26 protein-coding genes are annotated in these 22,165 nt (G+C 72.9%); 12 read left to right on the plus strand and 14 right to left on the minus strand.

Annotated features, from left to right (window positions below; genetic code table 11):
• Positions 1-9 precede the first annotated feature (9 nt).
• Positions 10-975: an ArsR/SmtB family transcription factor gene (locus ACPC54_RS01865; protein ID WP_498960092.1), complete on the plus strand. Its 966-nt coding sequence runs from the start codon at positions 10-12 to the stop codon at positions 973-975.
• Between the two features lie 138 nt (positions 976-1,113).
• Complete coding sequence (locus tag ACPC54_RS01870) at positions 1,114-1,674, plus strand: hypothetical protein (RefSeq protein WP_498960094.1); 561 nt, start codon at positions 1,114-1,116, stop codon at positions 1,672-1,674.
• A gap of 137 nt (positions 1,675-1,811) precedes the next feature.
• Here the strand turns inward: ACPC54_RS01870 and ACPC54_RS01875 are convergent, their stop codons facing one another.
• From ACPC54_RS01875 to ACPC54_RS01905, 7 genes are all read right to left on the minus strand, one after another.
• Positions 1,812-2,609 (minus strand): hypothetical protein, encoded by a 798-nt coding sequence (locus tag ACPC54_RS01875; RefSeq protein WP_498960097.1) that lies wholly within the window; start codon positions 2,607-2,609, stop codon positions 1,812-1,814.
• A 388-nt stretch (positions 2,610-2,997) separates the two neighbouring features.
• Positions 2,998-4,257 (minus strand): alpha/beta hydrolase, encoded by a 1,260-nt coding sequence (locus tag ACPC54_RS01880; protein ID WP_498960099.1) that lies wholly within the window; start codon positions 4,255-4,257, stop codon positions 2,998-3,000.
• A 140-nt stretch (positions 4,258-4,397) separates the two neighbouring features.
• Positions 4,398-4,667: a DUF397 domain-containing protein gene (locus ACPC54_RS01885; protein ID WP_498960101.1), complete on the minus strand. Its 270-nt coding sequence runs from the start codon at positions 4,665-4,667 to the stop codon at positions 4,398-4,400.
• 81 nt (positions 4,668-4,748) lie between these two features.
• On the minus strand, positions 4,749-5,021 hold the full coding sequence (locus ACPC54_RS01890; RefSeq protein WP_498960103.1) for a DUF397 domain-containing protein: 273 nt from the start codon (positions 5,019-5,021) through the stop codon (positions 4,749-4,751).
• Between the two features lie 71 nt (positions 5,022-5,092).
• Positions 5,093-5,302, minus strand: a complete 210-nt coding sequence (locus ACPC54_RS01895) for a DUF397 domain-containing protein (RefSeq protein ID WP_498960106.1) — start codon at positions 5,300-5,302, stop codon at positions 5,093-5,095.
• Positions 5,303-5,450: 148 nt separating this feature from the next.
• On the minus strand, positions 5,451-5,672 hold the full coding sequence (locus ACPC54_RS01900) for a DUF397 domain-containing protein (RefSeq protein WP_498960107.1): 222 nt from the start codon (positions 5,670-5,672) through the stop codon (positions 5,451-5,453).
• Positions 5,669-6,514 (minus strand): helix-turn-helix domain-containing protein, encoded by an 846-nt coding sequence (locus ACPC54_RS01905; protein ID WP_498960109.1) that lies wholly within the window; start codon positions 6,512-6,514, stop codon positions 5,669-5,671. The genes ACPC54_RS01900 and ACPC54_RS01905 overlap by 4 nt, the downstream gene beginning before the upstream one ends.
• Before the next feature lie 303 nt (positions 6,515-6,817).
• Here ACPC54_RS01905 and ACPC54_RS01910 point away from each other — a divergent pair, with 303 nt between their 5' ends.
• From ACPC54_RS01910 to ACPC54_RS01935, 6 genes are all read left to right on the plus strand, one after another.
• Positions 6,818-7,210 carry an ATP-binding protein gene (locus ACPC54_RS01910; protein ID WP_498960111.1) on the plus strand — a complete coding sequence of 131 codons (393 nt, stop codon included), beginning with the start codon at positions 6,818-6,820 and terminating at the stop codon, positions 7,208-7,210.
• Complete coding sequence (locus ACPC54_RS01915) at positions 7,207-7,485, plus strand: hypothetical protein (protein ID WP_498960113.1); 279 nt, start codon at positions 7,207-7,209, stop codon at positions 7,483-7,485. The genes ACPC54_RS01910 and ACPC54_RS01915 overlap by 4 nt, the downstream gene beginning before the upstream one ends.
• The gene (locus ACPC54_RS01920; protein WP_498960115.1) at positions 7,482-7,658 is read left to right on the plus strand and encodes a hypothetical protein; all 177 of its coding nucleotides are present in this window, start codon (positions 7,482-7,484) and stop codon (positions 7,656-7,658) included. The genes ACPC54_RS01915 and ACPC54_RS01920 overlap by 4 nt, the downstream gene beginning before the upstream one ends.
• 76 nt (positions 7,659-7,734) lie before the next feature.
• A complete protein-coding gene (locus tag ACPC54_RS01925; RefSeq protein WP_498960117.1) occupies positions 7,735-8,748 on the plus strand; it encodes a hypothetical protein in 1,014 nt (337 codons plus the stop codon).
• A 121-nt stretch (positions 8,749-8,869) separates the two neighbouring features.
• A complete protein-coding gene (locus tag ACPC54_RS01930; protein WP_498960119.1) occupies positions 8,870-9,205 on the plus strand; it encodes a cupin domain-containing protein in 336 nt (111 codons plus the stop codon).
• Positions 9,206-9,290: 85 nt separating this feature from the next.
• A complete protein-coding gene (locus tag ACPC54_RS01935) occupies positions 9,291-9,752 on the plus strand; it encodes a hypothetical protein (protein ID WP_498960121.1) in 462 nt (153 codons plus the stop codon).
• Positions 9,753-9,763: 11 nt separating this feature from the next.
• Here ACPC54_RS01935 and ACPC54_RS01940 read toward each other — a convergent pair whose 3' ends face one another.
• Positions 9,764-10,195, minus strand: coding sequence for an SRPBCC family protein (locus ACPC54_RS01940; RefSeq protein WP_498960123.1), 432 nt, complete (start codon positions 10,193-10,195; stop codon positions 9,764-9,766).
• Positions 10,196-10,264: 69 nt separating this feature from the next.
• Between ACPC54_RS01940 and ACPC54_RS01945 the strand changes: the two genes are divergently transcribed.
• Positions 10,265-10,933 (plus strand): formylglycine-generating enzyme family protein, encoded by a 669-nt coding sequence (locus ACPC54_RS01945; protein ID WP_498960125.1) that lies wholly within the window; start codon positions 10,265-10,267, stop codon positions 10,931-10,933.
• A gap of 35 nt (positions 10,934-10,968) precedes the next feature.
• Positions 10,969-11,508: a GNAT family N-acetyltransferase gene (locus ACPC54_RS01950; RefSeq protein WP_498960129.1), complete on the plus strand. Its 540-nt coding sequence runs from the start codon at positions 10,969-10,971 to the stop codon at positions 11,506-11,508.
• Here the strand turns inward: ACPC54_RS01950 and ACPC54_RS01955 are convergent.
• The 3 genes from ACPC54_RS01955 to soxR all read right to left on the minus strand — a co-directional run bounded on the left by ACPC54_RS01955 (position 11,505) and on the right by soxR (position 13,871).
• Entirely contained in the window at positions 11,505-11,876 is a 372-nt protein-coding gene (locus ACPC54_RS01955; protein WP_498960131.1) for a response regulator transcription factor, read from the minus strand. The genes ACPC54_RS01950 and ACPC54_RS01955 overlap by 4 nt on opposite strands.
• A gap of 418 nt (positions 11,877-12,294) precedes the next feature.
• Complete coding sequence (locus ACPC54_RS01960; RefSeq protein ID WP_498960133.1) at positions 12,295-13,218, minus strand: phosphotransferase family protein; 924 nt, start codon at positions 13,216-13,218, stop codon at positions 12,295-12,297.
• Between the two features lie 116 nt (positions 13,219-13,334).
• Complete coding sequence (gene soxR, locus ACPC54_RS01965) at positions 13,335-13,871, minus strand: redox-sensitive transcriptional activator SoxR (protein WP_498960135.1); 537 nt, start codon at positions 13,869-13,871, stop codon at positions 13,335-13,337.
• A gap of 57 nt (positions 13,872-13,928) precedes the next feature.
• Between soxR and ACPC54_RS01970 the strand changes: the two genes are divergently transcribed.
• Positions 13,929-14,639 (plus strand): thiamine pyrophosphate-binding protein, encoded by a 711-nt coding sequence (locus ACPC54_RS01970; RefSeq protein WP_498960137.1) that lies wholly within the window; start codon positions 13,929-13,931, stop codon positions 14,637-14,639.
• A 70-nt stretch (positions 14,640-14,709) separates the two neighbouring features.
• Entirely contained in the window at positions 14,710-15,627 is a 918-nt protein-coding gene (locus ACPC54_RS01975; RefSeq protein ID WP_498960139.1) for a transketolase family protein, read from the plus strand.
• A gap of 21 nt (positions 15,628-15,648) precedes the next feature.
• Here ACPC54_RS01975 and treZ read toward each other — a convergent pair whose 3' ends face one another.
• The 3 genes from treZ to glgX all read right to left on the minus strand — a co-directional run bounded on the left by treZ (position 15,649) and on the right by glgX (position 22,113).
• On the minus strand, positions 15,649-17,382 hold the full coding sequence (treZ, locus tag ACPC54_RS01980; protein ID WP_498960141.1) for a malto-oligosyltrehalose trehalohydrolase: 1,734 nt from the start codon (positions 17,380-17,382) through the stop codon (positions 15,649-15,651).
• A 2-nt stretch (positions 17,383-17,384) separates the two neighbouring features.
• A complete protein-coding gene (locus ACPC54_RS01985; protein WP_498960143.1) occupies positions 17,385-19,910 on the minus strand; it encodes an alpha-amylase family glycosyl hydrolase in 2,526 nt (841 codons plus the stop codon).
• Between the two features lie 70 nt (positions 19,911-19,980).
• Positions 19,981-22,113 carry a glycogen debranching protein GlgX gene (glgX, locus tag ACPC54_RS01990; protein ID WP_498960145.1) on the minus strand — a complete coding sequence of 711 codons (2,133 nt, stop codon included), beginning with the start codon at positions 22,111-22,113 and terminating at the stop codon, positions 19,981-19,983.
• Positions 22,114-22,165 lie beyond the last annotated feature (52 nt).

Here is a 22,165-nt window from a genome sequence, read left to right on the forward strand (position 1 = left end):
TGCGGCGGGGTGGCGGTGGAGATCCGGCTGTCGGCGGCGGAGGTGGCCAGGGTGCGGTTCGCGGTGTCGCCGCTGGCCGAGACGGTGCTCGGGGTGCGGGCGGCGCTCGGCGTCGGCGGGCACGACGTGCACCGGCCGTGGGTGCGCGCGGCCCGGCCGGTGCTCGCCGGGGAGGCGGAACTGCCGCTGCTGCGCGCCCTGGTGGAGGGCTGCCTGCCGTCCTTCCTGTTCCCGGTGCCGGACCGGCGGCTGCCCTCCTTCGGCGAGGAGCTGGCCGGCCTGCGCGCGAGCGACCCCGGGTACGTCGCGGCCGAGTGCGCCGCCGCGCTGGGCGCCCGGGCGCGTGAACTGCCGCCGCCGGAGGCCCTGTTGGCGAGGGTCGCGGACGCACTGGAGCGCTGCCACGGCGAACTGGTGGCCCCGCACTGGGCGCGGATGCGGGCGGTGCTGGAGGCCGACCTGGGCCGGCGGGCGGTCGCCCTGGTCGACGGCGGCGTGGAGGGCCTGTTCGCCCACCTGCACGCCGATGTGGTCTGGCGCGAAGGGGAGTTGCTGGTGCACGGCCGCCGCCGGACCGACGCGGTGTGGACCGTCGAGGCGGGCGGGCACGGCCTGGTGCTGCTGCCCTCCGTCTTCGGCTGGCCGGACGTCGTCGTCGACTACTCCCCGCGCGCCGCCGCCTCGATCCGCTACCCGGCCGCCGGCGTCGGGCTGCTGTGGGAGCAGCCCCGGGCCTCCTGCGCCGGTCTCGCCGCCGTCCTCGGGCGCACCCGCGCCGCCCTGCTCGCCCTGCTCGGCGAGCCGCTGAGCACACCCCAGCTCGCCGACCGGCTCGGGGTCACCCCCGGCGCCGTCTCCCAGCACCTCGGCGCCCTGCGCGGCGCGGGCCTGGTCACCACCCGCCGCAGCGGCCGCACCGCCCTGCACCTGCGCACCCGCACGGGCGCGGCCCTCGCGGGGGGCGCGGAGGTGTGAGGGACGGCGTGCGGCCGCGGATGTGGAGGGGAAGTCACGAGTCGTTCACGTCCTGGGGCTGACGGTCGGGACGGGGCCGCTGCTGTCATGGGCACAGTCGCCCGGCAACAGGCCGGGCCGGCCCCAGGAGAGCGCCCCATGATGATCCGTCAGCGTCTCACCGTCGTCGCCGCGGCGACCGCCCTCGGCCTCGCCGTCGCCGGGCTCGCCGGCGGGACGGCGCAGGCCGCCACCGCCAAGCGCAAGCCGCCGGTCAAGACCGGCACGGCCGCGAGCTGCTCGCGCGCGCGGCTGCCGCTGCCCGACCCGACCTGCACCCCGGGCGCGTACAACCCGGCCGTCACCCAGGCCACCATCGGCCAGACCATCTGCGTCTCCGGCTGGACGGCCACCGTCCGCCCGCCGGCCAGCTACACCAACGCGCTGAAGACGCAGCAGATCGCGCAGTACGGCTACTCCGACACCAACCCGGCCGACTACGAGGAGGACCACCTGGTGCCGCTGGAGCTGGGCGGCGCGCCGCGCGACCCGCACAACCTGTGGCCCGAGCCGCGCTACGGCAACCAGCCGGCGCAGAGCAAGGACCAGGTCGAGAACAAGCTCAAGACCGCGGTGTGCGGGGGCAGAGTGAGCCTCGCGGCCGCGCGCGGCGCGATCGCGAGCGACTGGACGACGGCGCTCAGCCGGCTGGGCCTGTGAGGCCCTGACGGCGGCCTGGCGGCGGCCCGATGACGGCCCTCTGACGGCCCGAACGTGAAGCCGGTCGGTCCGTCCGGTCCCCTGTGCCGGACGGGCCGACCGGCCGTCTGTGGGTGGTGCGTCGTGCGAGTGCGGCGTCAGCAGCCGGGCAGGGCCTCGCAGAGCGGGGCCGTCATGCCGGTGCCGACGTACTTGTCCTCGGGCGCCTTCCAGGCGTCCTTCGGCTGGGCGCCGGCCTTCGCCGTGGCGAAGACCGCCAGTTCGCTCACCGAGCCGCCGGCGGCGACCGCGTACTCGTGCAGCGTGACGGTGCTGCCGCCCGGCTGCGGGACGGTGACGGTGGCCGCGAAGTACGGCGCGTCGTCGGCGCTGGCGACCTTGACGGTCGCGCCCGGCACCGACTGCGCGCAGTTCTTCACCGCCTCGACCAGGTGCGCGTAGGCGAGGTTGGTGGCCTGCTTGGCCCCGCTGCTGGGGCGCGGGTCACCGTGGTACACGAGGGTCTGCTGGGCCGTCCAGTGCTCGGCGCCGCCCTCGTTGAGCGCGGCCCGCGCGGCGGCCTTGCCGGTGTACAGCCACGCGTCGTCCTTGGCGACGGGCGTGCGGCACAGCTCCATGCCCTTGAAGGTCGCCGCGTCACCGGTGACCGGCTTGGCGACGGGCGCCAGCGCGGCCCAGTGGTACGTCTCGTCCATCGGGACGCTGCGCGAGCTCATCCAGGCCGCGGCCGGGATGCTGCCCTTGGCACCGCCGCCGGCCCCTCCGGTGGCGCCGGGTGCGGCCGTGGCGGCCACCACGGCCGGGACGGTCGCGGTCGGCGCGGCGCTCTTGCCCGCGTCCTGCCCGCCCTTGTCGTCGTTCGGGCCGCAGGCGCTCAGCGCGCCCAGGCAGAGCAGGGCGGCGGCCGTGGTGACGGCGAGCTGACGGTTTCTCAAGTGTCCGTTGCGGGCACCCGGCATGGCTGTTCCTTCCCCCGTGGTGTGCCGCCGTCCGACCGCCCGGGCGCCCCGGCGCGGGGCTGGCCTGGGACGACGGCCGTCTCGACAGCGGTGGAAACCTATGACACCGGACGGCCGGGAGCAAAGCCGAATTCCGCCGGAGGGTTCGATTCGGGCCCGCAGTTGCAGCGGGTTGGTGGGGAAGGTGTGTGCGATTCGCCGCGTGGTGTGGCGGACCGGCGGTCTACCGGATGGGGCGGATCGCCGTTACCGGCGCGGGGGTTGGCGGCCGTTCGTGGTCGGCGGCGTGGGGCGCGCGGGGGCCCTGGGCCCGGATACAGTGGGTGGGGCCAAGGATCTCCCAAAGGGCTTGCGTGTCGGGTGATTACGGGCGGGTGCCCGGGACGCCGAGCTGCTGCGCGAGCCAGGGCAGGGCCTGCTCGAAGCTCGCCGCGCCGGTCTGCCAGGTGTGCTTGCCGGAGCCGACCGCGGTGGTGGTGCGGATGCCGTCCTTCTTCGCGGCGGCGTCGAGGAGCTTCGCCGACTCGATCTGGCCGTGTTCCTCGTCACCCTGGGCGAAGTAGCCCGAGACGCCCTGGTACTTGGCGTGGTGGGCGAGGACGGTCAGCGGGTCGTGGGCGGCCCAGGCATCGGCGTTGCCGCCGTACAACTCCTGGACGGTGTGCTCCTTGTCGCCGATGTACGGGCCCTTGTCGCCGGAGAAGTCGCCGAAGTGGGTGAAGACGTCGGGGTGTTCGACGGTCAGGTCGACGGCGCAGGTGCCGCCCATCGACCAGCCGGCCACGCCCCACTTGTGCGGGTCGGTGGCCGCGTTGAAGGTCTTCTTGACGAACGGCGGGACGTCCTTGACCAGGTGGCTCTCGGAGTTGCCGTGCGGGCCGTCCACGCACTCGGTGTCCACCCGGAAGCCGCCGGTGGCGTCGACGAAGACGAGGATCGGGGCGAAGCCGTTGTGCTTGGCGGCGAACTCGTCGGCGGTCTTGACCGCGTTGCCGGAGCGGATCCAGTTGTCGGGGGCCGCGAACTCGCCGCCGATCATCTCCAGGACGGGCAGCTTGGGGCGGGTCAGGCTGCGGAACCAGGCCGGCGGGAGGTAGACCAGCTCCTGGCGGTGGGCGAAGCCGCTGGCGGTGTCGGGGATGTCGACCTGGACGATGCGGCCGGTCTTGGTCTTGCCGTGGATCGAGGCGATCTGGGCGAGGGTGAGCTGGTCGGGCAGGGGCTGGCCGGTCAGCTCGCCGACCGCGTCGTCCAGGGTCGGGTAGTAGCCGGTGGCGATGTTGACGCTGTTGGCGGCGCAGAACAGCGCGAGGAGCACGGCGGGCGGGGCGAGGACGCGGCGCCACCAGCGGGCGCCGCGCCACCCGAAGCCGAGGACGGTGAGGGCGGAGAGGGCGACGCCGCTCCAGAGCCAGACACCGAACGGGAGTGGATCGGTGATCCCGGCGAAGGAGAGGACACAGACGGCGATGATCGCGGTCAGTGCGATGGCCGTCCCGAGCGCGATCGGCCCCCACTTGGTGAGCCACGCCCGGTCCCGGCGGCTGGCGGAGGCCACGAGCAGGGCGACGGCCAGGAGTTGGACCGTCCACGGGAACCAGCCGTCGAGCAGCGAGACGTTCATGGGGCGGAGGCTAGGGGCGGCGGATGAGAGGGGGGTGAGAGTCTGAGTGGTGGCTGGATGAGAGCTGGATAAGTCCTGGGAGGGGAGAAAGCGGAGGAGGGCGGCCCCGCACACCACGCCGGGCCGCCCAGAGCGCTGGCCTATCGAACGATCGGGAACTCGCCCGCCTGCACGCCGGCCACGAATGCCTGCCATCCGTCTGCGGTGAAGGTGAGCGCGGGCCCGTTCGGGTCCTTGCTGTCCCGGACGGCGATTGCGCTATCCAGCTGGCCGAACTCGACGCAGTTGTCATTCGGGTTGCTGGCGCTGGACTTCCGCCAGGTGACGGGGAGCGCCGAGGCGACCTCGACGCAGTTGCCGCCCTCGCTGCCGCTGTAGCTGCTCTTGCGCCAGTTCGCGTCAGTTGGCATGTGGACGCCCTCCTGCGGCTGCCGTGTGGGAGGCGGGCGGCCTCGCATGGCGCGCGAGGCCGCCCGCTGGAGCTTGGCTTGCTAGGCGGTAAGGAACTCGTCCGCCTTGAGTTCGGTGACGAACGCCTGCCATGCCTCGGAGCTGAAGCTCAGGGCCGGCCCGTGTGGGTCCTTGCTGTCTCTGACCGCGACGGTGGCCGGGATGTCAGCAGAGACTTCGATGCAGTCGCCGCCCGATGCGTTGCTGTGGCTGCTCTTCCGCCAGGTGATGGGGAGCTCTGAGGCGACTTCGACGCAGTTGCCGCCCTCGCTGCCGCTGTAGCTGCTTTTGCGCCAGTTCAGGTCAGCTGACATGTGGATGACCTCCTACGGCTGCCAGTTGAGCGTGGGCTGCCCACGCGGCGCGGGCAGCCCACGGTACCGGGTCAGTGGGCGGCCGGGAACTCGCCAGCTCGGATAGCGGCCATGAACGCCTGCCAGGCCTCGCGAGTGAAGTCGAGAACCGGGCCGCGCGGGTCCTTGCTGTCTCGAACCGGAACGATGCCTTGGGAATGGGCGGCAACTTCAACGCAGTCGCCGTCGCCATTGCTGTAGGTGCTCTTGCGCCAAGTGGCTTCGTGGGATCGATCTCTCATATGCCGTACTCCTCTGCGACGTTCTTCAACCAGGAGATGGCCTGAGCCGCCTGTCCCGCGCCGCGCAGCCGAGCGACAGGTGAGCGCGGGGAGTGTGAATGCGGACGAGCGGCCCCGCGTGGTACGCGGGGCCGCCTGGACAGCTGGTTCAGAGGTTGATCGGGAAGTCGCCGGCCCGGATGGCGGAGACGAAGGACTGCCAGGCCTCGGGTGTGAACCCGAGGGCGGGCCCGTGGGGGTCCTTGCTGTCCCGGACCGGGATGATGCCGGTGATGCCGTTGGCCATCTCGATGCAGTCGTCATTCGGGTTGCTGGCGGTTGCCTTCTTCCACTGCACGGGGAGTGCGGAGGCGACAGGGAAGTGGGTCACTTGAACGTGTCTCTCTTCTGTGTGATGAGGTTGCGCGACTCGTCGAGGGACAGGGCCGTTGCCATGATTTCGTCGAACGCCGCTCGGTAGATGTCGACTTGGTCTGGGTCCTCGACCCAGTCACTGCTGAGCATCCCGCTGAGCAGCACCAGGTCGAGATCGCGTTGCCGAAACTCCAAGAGTGCAAAGGGCCCTGTCATTCCAGGGTGCGGCGGAGCCATGGCCGGCATGATCTGGATCCTGATATTGGGGAGCTGGCTGAACTGCAGCAGCTTGTCCAACTGATCGGTCATCACGCCCGGAGCGGCACTCATGCTGAGGGCTGCCTCGTGGATCACGGCCCATAGCTTGAGCGGGTTTTCGGATCGGGTCAGCACGGATTGCCTGTTGATCCGGACCTCGACACGTTCTTCGACGCTCGGTTTGTTGATCACGCCGCTGGAGATGATCGCGTGGGCGTACTGCCGGGTTTGCAGTAGACCGGGGATGTAGGCGGACTGATACGACTTGTTGGCTATGGCTGTTTCTTCGAGGCGGATCAGATCCGTGTAGAGCGGATTCAACTGCTCGTAGCCCGCCATCCAGCCGGGACGACGCTTGTCCCGCAGGATCTCGACGAGAACCTCCTTGAGCTCCGCGTCGCACCCGTAGAAGTCGAGCAGCGCGCGGACAACGTCGGGCTTCAGCTGGACGCGGGCGTTCTCGTACCGGCTCAGCTTCACCAGGTTAATGCCCTCGACCTGGGCGACCACCTCTTCGGCTGACAGGTTCTTCAACTCGCGTAGCCGCTTCAGCTCAGCAGCGATGCGTCGGTACCGCACGGCTGGCACTGCGACTGCCATCTACGTAGACCTCCAGAGCGTTTGGGGACCAGTGTGCATGCGAGGAGTGACGGTTCGCCACCACCGGCAGGCGCGCAGGGCATGCACCTTGCCATCGGATCTGAAAGTTTTCATATTTCGAGGACTTGCCTTGCGATCAATGACGCGAGTGCTCCATGCTGTGAGTAACGAAGCGTTGTCTATCCGTGACATGCGTGGCGTATGGCTGTGCCGCGCTCTCATGGCGCTTCGTGCTGGATGTGCACGGGCCGCCGCGCCGGCCGATCGACCTCTCCATTCATGTGCCTGGAAGGTGACTTCGCCATGTCCCGAAACTCCTCGACCATCTGGCTGCCGCGCAGCCGCCGCTCGCCCGGCGAGGCCCGCCGCCGCCTCTCCTCCCTCCTCGCCCTCACCCCCGGCGGGGTGCGCTTCCTCGACTCCGGCCTCCTGGCCGTCTCCGAGCTGGTCACCAACGCCGTCCAGTACGGCACGCCCGCCGGCCACCTCATCTACCTCGCCCTCAACGTCGACCCCACCCGCCTCCGCATCGAGGTGCACGACGCCCTCCGCGACCGCGAGCCCATCCTCTCCGCGCCCGGCCTCGACGACGAGGCCGGGCGTGGCCTGCACCTCGTCAAGTCGCTCTCCACCCGCTGGGGTTGCTGCCCGCGCAACCCCATCGGCAAGATCGTCTGGTGCGAGGTGGACGCGTGAGGGCCGACCACGACGTCCTCGTCGAGGTCCCCGGCGTTCGCCCGCCCGCCGTCCGCCCGCTCTCCCACTCCGCCCTCACGGCCGTTTGGGACTCGATCTGCTTCCTCCCGACGACCAGATGGCAGCACTACTGCCTGGAGCGCGCCCTCACCGGCCCGTGCGCCGAGCGCGACGTGATCCGTTACCTCGCCGAACACCCCACCCTCGTCCTCCCGTTCGGCGAGTACGAGCTGCGCATCCGCTGGGCGAACCCCGAGGAGGGTGATCCCGCGTGATCGACCGCACCCGGGACTGGTGGTTCCGCCGCTTCTCCCGCACCCGCGTCGCCCGGCTCCTGCGGGCGGAACGACGCCGCCTTGAAGCGGAGTTGGCGTGCTGGCTCCCCGAGGCGTCGGCCACCGTCCGCCGCCGCGTGCTCGCCGCGATCGCGAACGACGGGGCGGGCTGAGAGGTGCGCTCTTAAATTCCGGTTGGCCGACCGCTCCGGACCTGCGACGATGCCCCTCTTTCCCAGCGGAGGGCATGTGTTCGTCTTCGTCTGCGCGGGCTGCGGCGCCGAGCTGACCAATCGGCTGTCCCAGGTGGCTCTGCCGGTCCACGCCCACCAGAAGTACGGCAACGGGATCCAGCTCCCCGTGCTCATGGAATCCGGCACGTTCGCCGTGGATTCGGAGTCCGGGCCCGGCGCGATCGTCATCGCGCCGGGCGATGCCTGCGGCACTGTGCTGGTCCTGGAGAAGGCCGGTGGCTATTGCTGCGGCATCGACGCGATCGACGGCCCCAACATGGCCTGCGAGGCGTGCGGCCTGATGGTGGCGAGCCGCATCGACGACTGCTCGTTCTGGCAGGCGGTCTGGCTCGAACCGGACGTCGTGCGCCGCGTCCCCGTCGACGGAACCGGCACCGAACCCCCGCTCTCCTGGGCGGAGTTGATGGCCGACTGCAAGGGTGGCGCGCCCCCGTTCGAGCCGATCGCCGCTTGGGGGTCGCGCGTCGGGTTGAACTACCGGTGGTCCTGGAGCCCGCGGTGGGAGGCCGCGGCAGGACGCGCGCTCGCCCATCTGCTGGCCGCCTCGGAACGGCGGCCGGTGGCGGTCCCGGGCGGGCTGGCCACCGAGGTGTTCCAGCGCACCCTCGACGCCCTCCTGCCCCCGGGGCCATCCGCGCGGCACGCCGTCCTGGCCGGCCCGGGCCTGCCGGCCACCGACGCCGACCTGCTTCTCGTGCCGACCCACCCACAGACGGGGGAGACGTGGTCCCCGCTCGACGGTGCCGCCCCGGCGTACCTGGTGCCGCTGCCCTTCGAGGTGTGGCTGTGGCTGGCCTTCCCGCGGCCGCACCTGACCGTCCCCGCGTCGGGTGGCATGCCGGACGGCGTCCTGCGCGACGACCCGCCCGCGCCGCACGCCCCGTACCGGTTCCGGATCGACCCGGGTGTGTTCCGGAGCACGCTGGTGAGGCTGCCCCAGGTCCGTGACCCGTGGCTGCGCGAGATCGTCGACAACCTCACGTCGTACCTGCGGGCCGGTCTCTTCTAGTTCGAAAACCCATCTGCACCACGCACACCACCCGCATCACGCGTTGCATGGCGGGAAAGTGCCCCACGTTGTCTTCGAAGGCCCTGTCCCGCCTTGGTTCGCGCACGGCACTGTGGCGGGCATGCATCCAGAGATCCTTGCGCAGGAGGGCTACACCTCCGCCTTCGTCGACGACGTCCCGGCCCGTCAGCTGTTCCCCGGGATCCAGCTCCGGACCTTGTGGCAGGGGGCGAACGGCGCTTCCGCGAACGTGGTGCGGCTGGAGCCGGGCGCCACCTGGGAGGGGCGGGACGTCCACTCGCCCGGGCCGGAGGAGGTTTACGTGGTGGCCGGCACCTTCAATGACGGGGCGCGTGACTACCCGGCCGGTTCGTTCCTGCACGCCCCGGCGGGGTCGTGGCACGTGCCGTCGACCAGCACTGGCTGCACCCTGTTCGTCTTCTACCCGGAGGGCTGAGCTCCCCGTAGGGCTGACCGCCCCGCCCTCCGTCCGTGATCGGCGCCCCCCTGCATGCTAGGTTTGAACGCGTTCAGATTGCTGGATGCAGGGGGGAACCATGGAGCCGGTGCCGACGAGTGCCCGCTGGCTGGCCGGGGTGGCCGTCGCGGTGTTCACCGTGCCGTTGCTGCTCACGCTGGCGCTGTCCGGCGTCAGCTGGCCGTTCGTCGTCCCGATCATCGAGCTGCTCAGTGCTGCCGGATGCGCCGTGCCGTTCTGCTACCGGGACCGCAATCGGTTCCGGGTCGCCTGCGCGGCGGGCGGCGCGATCGTGGCCAGCCTGTGGACACCGGCGATGATCTTCGTCGTCTGGGTGTCGGTGGTGCTCGACGACTGGGGCTGGTCGGTGGCCCACCTGGCCCTGGCGGGCGCCGCGATCGCCGCATTGATCGCCGCGTTCCAGCGGGCCCGGGGCGTCGCGTGCGGCCGGACGGCGGCCGCGGTCGGCTGGGCGGCGGGGGCGCTCTCGCTCGGCGCCTGGGCCTGCGTCGCGCTCGGCGCGTAGGGGCGGCGGAGTCAGCCCGCGAAGCGCGCGCGCAGGGCGGTCAGGCCGGAGGCGAACACACCGTTGACCAGGGCGGTGGAGGCCGCGCGGTGCTCCGCCTCGACGTCGAACGTGGCGTTCCACTCGACGAAGCCGGCGCCGAGCTGGGTGACCGGCAGGACGCGCAACGTCGCCCGGTAGCAGGTCAGTTCGAAGGTGCCGTCCGGGAGACCGTAGGTGTAGCTGCGCTGCTCGTCGTCGTAGGCGAGCAGGTTCTCGTGCAGCTCGAGGCCGTCGAGGTCGAAGACCCGGACCGCGCCGATGGCGTTGCCGGTCAGCTCGTTGCCCGGTCGGCTGGCCGGCAGGTCCGGGTGCCAGTCGCCGAGGTCGTGGAACCCGCCGATCAGCGCCCACACCTCGTCGGCGGGGGCCTGGACGACCGTGCTGACCTTCGTGCCTGCCATGGTGGTTGCCTTCCGTGTCGCGTCGGGTCGGGCGGGGCCCGCTGGCGGCCCGCCATATGATCATCGGTCATGGCTGCCGACATTGGAACGCTTCCCGTCCCGATGGTTCCCGTCCCGCCCGGGCCCGTCACGCTGTCGGACCGCCGCACCCGACGAAGCTGGACGGTGCAGGTCGCCGCCTTCGAGCTGGCGGCCCACCCGGTCACCCGGGAGGACTTCCACGGCGCGACGGGCGACCGGCACCCGGCCGACAGCGTCTCCTGGTACGACGCCGTCCGCCACTGCAACGACCTCTCCCGGCGCGCGGGCCTCACCCCCGCCTACCGCCTCGACGACCGCGACGACGACGGTGACACCGTCACCTGGGACCGCGCGGCGGACGGCTACCGCCTGCCCACCGAGGCCGAATGGGAGCACGCCTGCCGCGCCGGCACCGGCGGCCCGCGCTACGGACCGCTCGACGAGATCGCCTGGCACCGCGGCAACTCCGGCGAACGGCCCCACGAAGTAGGCGAGTTGCTGCCCAACGCGCTCGGCATCCACGACATGCTCGGCAACGTCTGGGAATGGTGCTGGGACGTCTACGACGCCGAGGTGTACGGCAGCTACCGGGTGCTGCGCGGCGGCGGCTGGTTCGACGAGCACTGGAGCTGCCGCGCCTCCGTCCGCCGCCGCAGCCACCCGACGCTGCGGATCGACGACGTCGGATTCCGGATCGCCCGCACCGCGCGGCGGTGAGGAACCGTCGCACCCGCACCGGCGTTGGCGTCTGCGTGGAGACGGAAGAGACCTCGCTGCGCCCGATCGCCGAAGCTGACCTGCCGGACCTGCTCGGGCTGGTCGGCGACCCCGAGGCGCTGGGGGAGTACCAGTGGTTCGGCTGGAACGACGCCCAGCGGTTCCGGCGCCAACTCGCCGAGGACGGGTTGCTCGGCGAGGAGCGGCTGATGCTCGCCGTCGACGTCGGGGGCGGCTTCGGCGGCTTCGTCGCCGCCCGGCGCGCGGGAGTGCGGAACACCGCACGGTACTGGAACATCGGCGTACAGCTGGTGCCCGGCGCGCGCGGGCGGGGGATCGGCACCCGGGCCCAACTCCTGCTCGTGGAGTACCTGTTCGCGCACACTCCGGTGATGCGGCTGGAGGCGGACACCGAGGTCGGCAACCTCGCCGAACAGCGCGCCCTGGAGAAGTGCGGCTTCCTGCGCGAGGGCGTCCAACGGGCGACGACCTTCCGGGACGGGCAGTGGCGCGACGTGGTCCGCTACGGGCTCCTGCGCACCGACCCGTGCCCGGGGTCCAGAGCCTCATCCTAGGCGCGCGGCGGGAGCCAGCCGTTCTGCACGGCCCGGACACTGAACTCGAAGCGGCCGCGTGCCCGGAGACGACCCATCAGCTCCGTCGCCACCCGGCGCACGGTGCGGGCCGAGACACCCAGGCGCTTGGCGATCGCGTCGTCCGTCAGCCCCTGGGCCAGCAGCCGGACCACGGTCGCCTCCTGACTGCTGAGGCCGCGCTCGTCGGCCTCCGACTCGGAGCCGAGCGGCTGCGCCTGCTCCCGCACCCGGTCGAACAGCGCGCACAGCGCCACCAGCGTCCCCTGGCCGGTGAGGACGACCGCGCCGGCCCCGGTGTCCTCGCTGTTCGCCGGGATCAGCGCGTGCCGCCGGTCGAAGACGATCATCCGGGTGGCCGATCGGCAGGGGCAGAGGCGCTTTCCCGGTCTGAGGTTGTGCCGATCGGTACATGCGTGATCACGGTGGATGGGGTCATTCTTGGGGCACCTGGGCAGCAAGTGGGGGGCGTCCAGGAGAGGAGTCATCGTGAGGTCCGGGCGACGCGACGGAGGTGGGTGCGGAGGCAGGTGCGGAGGTGGGTGAGGCGTCGACACGGTGACTCCCCCTCCGCGCCGCCGGCCATGAGGGCCGGCGGCGCGGGTGAGGTGTGGTGAGACGGAGGGTGAGAGGGGAGGACGGAGGGCGGAGGGCGAGGCGCCGGAGGCGGAAGGAATCGTGGCGGGCGGCGGGCGGGCGGGGAGGGGGGAGGGGGAGGGGGGAGGGAAAAGGAAACGTTGTGCGAGTGGAGCCGTGAGCAGGGGAGCGTCAGGCGGTGCCGAACCACTCCTCGGCCAGGCCGTCCAGCGTCCGCGCCGAGGGCTCCAACTCGCGCAGGTACCACGGCAGGTGGCTGTACACGTGGAGCAGCGTGTACGCCATCAGCGTGCGCGGGTCGACGGCGCGGCCGTAGGCGGCGAGCAGGTGCCCGAGCAGGACGGGGTCGGCGCGGGTGGTGAACAGGCCGACCGCGACCAGGTCGTACGCCGGGTCGCCGATCATGGCGGGCTCGAAGTCGAACAGTCCGGTGAGCCGCCACCCGGCGGCCGGGTCGGTGAGCAGGTGCTCGCGCATGAACTCCGTGTGCAGCAGCGCGCGTTGCGGGGCCCGGGGGAGCTGGGCGGCGGCGAGGAAGTCCGGGATCTGCTCCGACCAGGCCTCGGGCAGCCCGCGGTCGCGCTGGCGGTCCACCGCGCCGGCCCGTTGGCGGTCGAGGAAGCCGGCCCAGTCGCCGGGGCCGAGCACGTCCGCGAGCGGCTCCGGGTCGAGCGCGTGCAGGGCGGCCAGTGCCTCGCCGCAGTCCCGGGCGATCCGCACCCGGGCGTCCTGCGGGATGCCCGGCCAGGCGGGCGCGAGGCCCTCGCCCGGCAGGCGCGACATCAGGACGTAGCGCCAGCCGTTGACGTACTCCCCGGCCGCGCGCAGCTCGGGGGTGGGGATCGGCAGCGCGCCCCGCAGACGGGTGAGGACGCGTTCCTCGGTGACGCCGTCCCGGGCGCTGAGCGCCGGGAACAGCTTGAGCACGTGGGCCGCGCCCACCGCGTACACCGGGACGGAGCCCTCCGCGAAGCGTTCCAGCGGAAGCCCGCCGACGCCCAGGCGGGCGCACAGCGCCTCGGCGCCCGGCCGCATCACGGATTCGTCCGGCAGGACCGCGTCCCACTGCTCGTCCGTTTCCACCACTGGCAGCATGGGCGCACCGTAGGCAGGGCGGCGCCCGCCCGGCAACGGGATTTCGCCCGCCCGCCGGGGCCGCCTCCGCAGTCGGCCCCGCGCCCCCGGCCCCGCGCCCCCGGCCCCGCCCCCGGTCAGCGGGCCCCGCAGCTGCCCACGTCCGGCGGGGCCGGCTCCGGCCCGGTGGCCGGGTCGCGGGTGAGCAGGTAGCGGGCGCCGGGCCCGGTCTCGCCGGCCCGGTCGTCGAGGTTGTAGAGCGCGCAGCGGGTCAGCGACAGGCACCCGCAGCCGATGCAGCCGGTGAGCTTGGCCTTGAGGCGTTCGAGTTCGGCGATCTGTTCGTTGATCCGGGTCTGCCAGGAGGAGGCGACCTGGTCCCACTCCGCGCCGCTGGGGGCGGGCCGGGAGGGCAGCCGGTCGAGGGCGACGCGCGCCTCGTCGAGGGAGAGGCCGACCCGTTGGGCGGCCCGGACGAAGGCGATCCGGCGCAGTGTGCTGCGGGTGTAGCGGCGCTGGCCGCCGGCGGTGCGGGTGGCGTGGATCAGCCCGAGGCTCTCGTAGTAGCGCAGGGCGGAGGCAGCGAGGCCGCTGCGCTTGCCGAGCTGCCCGATGGTGAGCAGGTCGCTGTGGCGCGGGCCGGGGGCGCGGTCGCTGTCCGGGGTCGCGTTCATGGACACCCACTGTAGTCGCTTGACCTCAAGTTCGCTTGAAGTTGCACGATCGGGGACATGACGACGAGCACGACGAAGACCCGGGCCCGGAACCGGTTCGAGGACCTCCCGGCCCTGATGTCCCTGATGACCGGCGACGAGAAGCACAACCCCGCCGCCACCTCCACCCTGGACGCCCTCTGGGTGCTCTACGACCGGGTGCTGCGGGTCACCCCGGCCACGGCCGAGGCGCCGCACCGCGACCGGATGCTGCTGTCCAAGGGCCACGGCCCGATGGCCTACTACGCCGTGCTGGCGGCCAAGGGCTTCATCGACCCGGCGGTGCTGCCGAGCTTCGGCGGCTACGACTCGCCGCTCGGCTACCACCCGGACCGGATGCTGCTGCCCGGCGTGGAGATCTCCTCCGGTTCGCTCGGCCAGGGCCTGCCGCTGGGCGTCGGCACGGCGCTGGGCCTGCGGGCGCAGGGCCTGACCGACCCGGCGGTGTGGGTGCTGCTCGGCGACGCCGAGTTCGACGAGGGCTCCAACCACGAGGCGGTGGCCTTCGCCGGCGCGTACGGCCTGGACCGGCTGCACGCGGTGGTGATCGACAACTCCTCGGCGACGCACGGCTGGCAGGGCGGGATCGCGCAGCGCTTCGCGGCCGCCGGCTGGTCGACGGCGGCGGTGGACGGCCGCGACCACGAGGCGCTGCACTGCGCCTACACCGCCGAGCACCCGGGCCGCCCGCACGTGGTGGTCGCCACGGTCGAGCCCAAGGACTCCTGACCCCGGACAACCCCCGCCCGCAGACCCCCGGACCCCCTCCCGGAACACCCCCCATGGAAGGCACGCCCCGATGGACACCATGCGCGAGCGCTTCGTCGACGTCACCACCCGTCTGCTGGACGAGGACCCCCGGCTCGCCCTGGTGCTCGCCGACATCACCGCCGCCTCCTTCGACCCGGCCCGCGAGCGCCACCCCGACCGGGTGGTCAACGTCGGCATCCGCGAGCAGCTGCTGATCGGCGCGGCCGGCGGCCTGGCGCTGACCGGGATGCGCCCGATCGCCCACACCTTCGCCAGCTTCCTGGTGGAGCGCCCCTTCGAGCAGGTGAAGCTGAGCCTGTCCCACCAGGGCGTCGGCGCGGTGCTGGTGAGCGCGGGCGGCTCGTACGACAACCCGGCGGCGGGCCGCACGCACATGGCCCCGGGCGACGTCGCCCTGCTGGACACCCTGCCGGACTGGACGGTGCACGTCCCCGGCCACCCCGACGAGGCCGAGCGGCTGCTGCGCCACGCCTACGCGGACGGCGACCGCAACGTGTACGTCCGCCTGTCGACGCACCAGAACGTGGCCCCGGTCGCGATCGAGCCGGGCCGCCTGGCGACCGTCCGCCGGGGCCGGGGCGGCGTGGTGCTCGCGGTGGGGCCGATGCTGGACGCGGTGCTGGCGGCCACCGAGGGCCTGGACGCGACGGTGCTGTACGCGTCGACGGTGCGCCCCTTCGACGGGGCCGGCCTGCGCGCGGCGCTGGACGCCTCCACGGGCACCGCCGTCGCCTCCCGGGCCGACGTGGTGCTGGTGGAGCCGTACCTCGCGGGCACCTCCGCGCACGCGGTGCACGAGGCGCTGGCCGACCGCCCGCACCGGGTGCTGGCGCTGGGCGTGCCGCGCGCGGAGCACCGGCACTACGGCTCGATGGCGGAGCACCTGGCCGCCTACGGCCTGGACGCGGCCGGGCTGCGCGGGCGGATCGGCACCTTCCTCTGGTGACCGTGGGCGGCCGGGCGCGGCTCACACCGCGACGACGGCCACCGAATCGCCCCCGAGCCGCACCCGGTCGCCCGCCGGCTCCACCGCCCCGAACGAGGCGACGATCTCCTTCCCCGCGCCGCCCAGCGGCACGGAGGCCTCTCCGGCCCCCAGGTTGACCGCGACCCGGTACGGCCCCCGGTGCACCACCAGCCATCCGGCGGCCTCGTCGAACCCGACCAGCACCGCCCCGAGGTCCGGGTCGCCGAGCTCCGGCCTGTCCCGCCGCAGCCGGATCAACTTCCGGTACCAGCGGAGCAGTTCGGTGTGCGGGGCGCGGTGCGGCTCGGTCCAGTCGAGGACGGAGCGCAGCAGCGTGGCGGGTTCCTGCGGGTCGGGGACGGCCTCGGCGGTCCAGCCGTGGTCGGTGAACTCCCGTCGCCGCCCCTGTCGGACGGCTTCGGCGAGGCCGGGGTCGGTGTGGTCGGTGAAGTACTGCCAGGGGGTGGCCGCGCCCCATTCCTCGCCCATGAACAGCATCGGGGTGAACGGCGAGGTGAGCACGAGCGCGGCGCCGCAGGCGAGTCGGCCGGTGGGCAGGGTGGTGGAGATCCGGTCGCCGAGTGCCCGGTTGCCGATCTGGTCGTGGGTCTGCAGGTAGCCGAGCAGCCGGTGGCCGGCGCCGAGCGGGGCGAACGGGCGGCCGTGCCGGCGGCCGCGGAAGGTGGACCAGGTGCCGTCGTGGAAGAAGCCGTGGCGCAGGGTCTTGGCGAGGGCGGCGAGCGGTGCGCGCGCGAAGTCGCCGTAGTAGCCGTGGGATTCGCCGGTGAGCGCGCAGTGCAGGGCGTGGTGGAAGTCGTCGCTCCACTGCGCGGCGAGCCCGAGGCCGCCGGCTTCGCGGGGGGTGGTGGTGCGCGGGGTGTTGAGGTCGGATTCGGCGACGAGGAACAGCGGCCGGTTGGTCGCGGCCGCCAACTGCTCGACCTCGATGGCGAGTTCCTCCAGGAAGTGGACGGCCCGGTGGTCGACGAGGGCGTGCACGGCGTCGAGCCGCAGCCCGTCGATCCGGTAGTCGCGCAGCCAGGCGAGCGCGCTGCCGATCAGGTAGGCGCGGACTTCGTCGGAGCCGGGGGCGTCCAGGTTGACGGCCGAGCCCCACGGGGTGTGGTGCCGGTCGGTGAAGTACGGGCCGTACCGCGGAAGGTGGTTGCCGGAGGGGCCCAGGTGGTTGTGCACCACGTCGAGGATCACGCCGAGGCCCCGGCGGTGCGCGGCGTCGACGAAGCGCTTGAGCCCGTCCGGCCCGCCGTACGGCTCGTGGACGGCCCACAGCGAGACGCCGTCGTAGCCCCAGCCGTGCCGGCCGGGGAACGGGCAGACCGGCATCAGCTCGACGAAGTCGACGCCCAACTCGACGAGGTGGTCGAGGTGTTCGGCGGCGGCGTCGAAGGTGCCGCGGGTGGTGAAGGTGCCGACGTGCAGCTCGTACACGACCGCGCCGGGCAGCGGGCGGCCGTGCCAGCCGGTCGCCGTCCAGGCGAACGCGGCGTGGTCGACGGGCCGGCTCGGGCCGTCCGGGCCGTGCGGCTGCCGGGGCGAGCGCGGGTCGGGCAGCGGCGGGCCGCCGTCCAGGCGGAAGGCGTAGTCGCCGTCCGGCGCCACGCCGCCCCACCAGCCGTCCCGGTCGGCCAGGCGGGCCAACTCGTGGGGGGTGCCGTCGACTTCGACGGTGACGCGGGAGGCCGCGTGCGGCGCCCACACCTCGTAGACCGCCATGCTCAGCCCTTCCTCGTCAGCAGCGCCACGGGCAGGGTGGCCAGCAGGTCCGCGACCGGCACCGGCCCCGCCGGGAAGTCGCGCAGGGTCAGTTCGTCCGTCCAGGCGCCGCCCGCGGGCAGTTCGAGCACGGTGTCGCGCCAGCCGCCGGCCCGCTCCAGCCCGTACGGGAGCCGGGTGACGGCGGTGACCACGTCCTCGCCCCGGGCGAAGGCGAGCAGGTGGTCGTGGGAGAGGTCGACGGCGGTCAGCGGGCGGTGGGCGCCGAGCGGGCGGTCGCGGCGCAGGTGCAGGGCGGTGGCGGTCAGGTGCAGCTTCTCGCGGGCGAGGTCGCCGGGGCGCGGGGCGGCGGCGTCGGTGAGCCGCACGGCGAGCGCGCCGAGGTCGACCACGCCCCGGTTGTCCGGGTCGACCAGGGTGTACAGCGGCTCCTCGCTGCCCTGGTAGAGGTCGGGGACGCCGGGGACGGTGAGCTGCAGCAGGGCGGCGGCCAGGGTGTTGGCGCGGGCGTACGGCGCGAGGGCGCGCACCCGCTCCTCGATCCGGGCGAGCAGCGCGGGGTCGGCGTACACGGCGCGGGCCCGCTGTTCCAGCGCCCGCTCGTACGGGGCGTCGGGGGAGGTCCAGGAGGTGTGCAGTTTGGCTTCGCGGGCGGCTTTGAGCAGGGCGGCGACCAGCCGCTCGGGCGTGATCGGCCAGGCGGCGACCAGGGTGTGCCACAGCACCCAGTCGGCGTCCCGGTCGGGGCCGGGGCCGAGCGCGGCGGACCAGGCGGCGGCCTCGGCGGCCCACTCCTCGGGCTGTTCGGTGAGGACGGCGAGCCGGGCGCGCGCGTCGGCGCTGCGTTTGGTGTCGTGGGTGGAGAGCACCGTCATGCCGTGCGGCCACTCCCGCTCCCGGTAGCGGCACCAGTCGTGGAACTCGGCCGGGGCGACCCAGGGCCGGGCCGGCTCCCCGCCGACCTCGTTGTGTCCGGGCAGCGCGTTCCACCGGTAGAACGCGGTGTCCTCGACGCCCTTGGCGGCGACGGCGGCGGCGGTCTGGCCGAAGCGCACGCAGAACTCGTCCCGGTCGGGGCCGCGCCCCAGTTCGCCGAGGGCCAGCGCGGCGACCAGGTGCTCGGTCGGGTCGTCGAGGCCCTCCCGCACGGTGCGCAGGAACTCCTCGGGCGACGGTGCCTCGCCGGGCCGCACGTAGGGCCGGTAGGCCGGGTAGTCGGTGAGCAGCCGGCGCAGCGCGGCGCGCAGCTGCCAGGGCGCGTGGTCGGCGCAGGTGGGTTCGGCGGCGCCGATCCGCAGCGCGATCCGGACCAGCCGTTCGACCTCGGCGGCCAGCTCGCCCAGTGGCCCGGTCATCTCGGCCCGCCCGCGCCGGGCGGCGGCCGCGGCCGGGTTCGGCCCCTCGGCGACCGCCCCGCCACCGGCCCCGCCGGCCCCACCGGCCCCACCGGTCGTACCCGCCCCACCGGCCGCGCCAGCCCAGTCGGCCCGACCGGCCGCACCGGCCCCGCCGCCCACCGGCCCGGCCAGGAACGCCCGGTACCGTTCGGCCGTGCGCCGGGCCCCGGCGGGGTCGGTGAGCACGCCGTCGATGCGGCGCAGCGCGTCGTAGCCGGTGGTCCCGGCGACCGGCCAGTCCGCGGGCAGCCGCTCCTCGCCGGTGAGGATCTTCTCCACCACCACGTACGCCCCGCCGGTGGCCGCCGCCAGCCGCCGCAGGTAGCCGCGCGGGTCGGCGAGCCCGTCCGGGTGGTCGATCCGGAAGCCGTCCAGGACGCCTTCGCGGTACAGCCGCAGCAGCACGGCATGGGTGGCGTCGAACACGTCCGGGTCCTCGGCCCGGACGGCGATGAGCTCGTTGACGGTGAAGAACCGCCGGTAGTTGAGTTCGGTGCGGGCCAGTCGCCACCAGGCGAGCCGCCACCACTGCAGGGCCAGCAGCCGGGGGAGCGGCAGGCGCTGCGTGCCGGGCCGCAGTGGCAGCTCGTGCCGGTGGTAGCGCAGCACGTCGCCGTCGACGACCAGCTGGTCGAGGACGGCGCCGAGCCGGTCGCCGAGCAGTGGCAGCAGCACCCGCCCGCGGTCGGGGGCGTCGGCGGGGCCGGGCTGCGCGGTCCAGTCGATGTCGAACCAGCGGGCGTACGGCGAGTCGGGCCCGTCGCGCAGGACGTGCCACAGCGGCCGGTTGAGGTGTTCGGGGACGGGCACGGCCATGTGGTTGGGCACGACGTCGGCGATCAGCCGCAGCCGGTGCCGGTGGGCTTCGGCGGCGAGGGCGCGCAGTGCGGGCTCGCCGCCGAGCTGTTCGCTGATCCGGGTGTGGTCGACGGTGTCGTAGCCGTGGGTGGAGGCGGGGGCGGCCTCCAGCAGCGGGGACAGGTGCAGGTGGGAGACGCCGAGGGCGGCCAGGTAGGGGACGGCGGCGGTGGCGTCGTGGAGGGTGAAGCCGGGCTGCAGCTGGAGCCGGTAGGAGGCGGACGGGGCGGGGGCGGCCGGGCGGGTCTGCGGGGGCTCGGCGGCGGAGGTCATAGGTCCATAGGTACCCGGCCCGGCCCGCCGCCAAGACCCGCTGCTGGCCCGAACAGGTGAGCGCGGCCCGTCACGCCGGGCGCTGCAGCACCATGAGCGAGCGGTCGGTGAGCCACAGGGTGTCCCCGGCCTTGACGGTCGCCCCGGTGCCGGGGGCGGGCAGCCGGGGCTGCGCGGTGTCGACCACGACCTGCCACTGCTGCCCGTGGTCGGCGGGCACGGTGAACTCCAGCGGTTCGAAGTGGGCGTTGAACATCAGCAGGAAGGAGTCGTCGACGATCCGCCCGCCGCGCCGGTCCGGTTCGGAGATGGCGTAGCCGTTGAGGAATACGGTCAGCGACTTGGCGTAGCCGACGCCCCAGTTGCGTTTGGTCATCTCCTCCCCGGCGGGGGTGAACCAGGCGATGTCGGTGAGGTCGTTGTTGCCGCCGGAGGCGGACACCGGCCGGCCGTGGAAGAAGCGCCGCCGCCGGAAGACGGGGTGGTCGCGGCGCAGCCAGATCATCCCCTGGGTGAATTCCAGCAGCCGGGCCTGCGGGCCGTCTGCGTCGGATCCGTCCGGCCAGTGCACCCAGGTGAGTTCGTTGTCCTGGCAGTAGGCGTTGTTGTTGCCGAGCTGGGTGCGGCCGAGTTCGTCGCCGTGGGAGAGCATCGGTACGCCCTGGGAGAGCATCAGGGTGGCGATGAGGTTGCGCTGCTGGCGTGCGCGCAGTTCCTCGACGGCCGGGTCGTCGCTGGGGCCTTCGATGCCGCAGTTCCAGGAGCGGTTGAAGGATTCGCCGTCGCGGTTGTCCTCGCCGTTGCCGTGGTTGTGCTTGTCGTTGTACGAGACCAGGTCGCGCAGGGTGAAGCCGTCGTGGCAGGTCACGAAGTTGATGGAGGCGATGGGGCGGCGGCCGTCGTCCTGGTAGAGGTCGGAGGAGCCGGTGAGCCGGGAGCCGAATTCGGCGAGGGCGGCGTTCTCGCCGCGCCACAGGTCGCGCACGGTGTCGCGGTACATGCCGTTCCACTCGGTCCACAGCGGCGGGAAGTTGCCGACCTGGTAGCCGCCTTCGCCGAGGTCCCAGGGTTCGGCGATCAGTTTGGCCTGGGAGACGACCGGGTCCTGCTGGACGAGGTCGAAGAAGGAGGAGAGCCGGTCGACCTCGTGGAACTGCCGGGCGAGGGTGGCGGCGAGGTCGAAGCGGAAGCCGTCGACGTGCATCTCGGTGACCCAGTAGCGCAGCGAGTCCATGATCAGCTGCAGTACGTGCGGGCTGCGCATCAGCAGGCTGTTGCCGGTGCCGGTGGTGTCCTCGTAGAAGCGCTGGTCGCGGGCGAGGCGGTAGTAGGAGACGTTGTCGAGGCCGCGCAGCGACAGGGTGGGGCCGAGGTGGTTGCCTTCGGCGGTGTGGTTGTAGACGACGTCGAGGATCACCTCGATGCCGGCCGCGTGCAGCGCCTTGACCATCGACTTGAACTCCTGGACCTGGTGGCCGCGGTCGCCGGTGGAGGAGTAGGAGGAGTGCGGGGCGAAGAAGCCGATGGTGTTGTAGCCCCAGTAGTTGGCGAGGCCGAGGTCGCGCAGCCGGTGGTCGCGGACGAACTGGTGCACGGGCATCAGCTCGATCGCGGTGACGCCGAGCTTGGCGAGGTGCTCGATCACCGCCGGGTGGGCGAGGCCCGCGTAGGTGCCGCGGATCTCCTCCGGGATGCCGGGGTGCAGCCGGGTGAGGCCTTTGACGTGGGCCTCGTAGATGACGGTGCGGTGGTAGTCGGTGCGCGGGGGGTGGTCGGTTCCCCAGTCGAAGTACGGGTTCACGACGACCGAGTGCATGGTGTGCGGGGCGGAGTCGAGGTCGTTGCGGCGCTCGGGGGCGCCGAAGTGGTAGCCGTAGACGGACTCGTCCCAGTCGATGTGCCCGCTCATCGCCTTGGCGTACGGGTCCAGCAGCAGTTTGGCGCCGTTGTGCCGCTGGCCCAGGCCCGGGTTGTACGGGCCGTGCACGCGGAAGCCGTAGCGCCGGCCGGGTTGGACGCCGGGGAGGTAGGCGTGCCGGACGAAGGCGTCCGTCTCGCGCAGTTCGACGGCGGACTCGGAGCCGTCCTCCTCGATCAGGCACAGTTCGATCCGGTCGGCGCTCTCCGAGAACACCGCGAAGTTGGTGCCGGCCCCGTCGTAGGTGGCGCCGAGGGGGTAGGGCTTTCCGGGCCAGACCTGCATGGGTCCTCAACTTCCTTGATTGTGACACAAACTGACGATCGGTCGGACGGCC

The organism is Kitasatospora sp. NPDC094028 (assembly GCF_049543595.1).
Lineage (GTDB): Bacteria > Actinomycetota > Actinomycetes > Streptomycetales > Streptomycetaceae > Kitasatospora.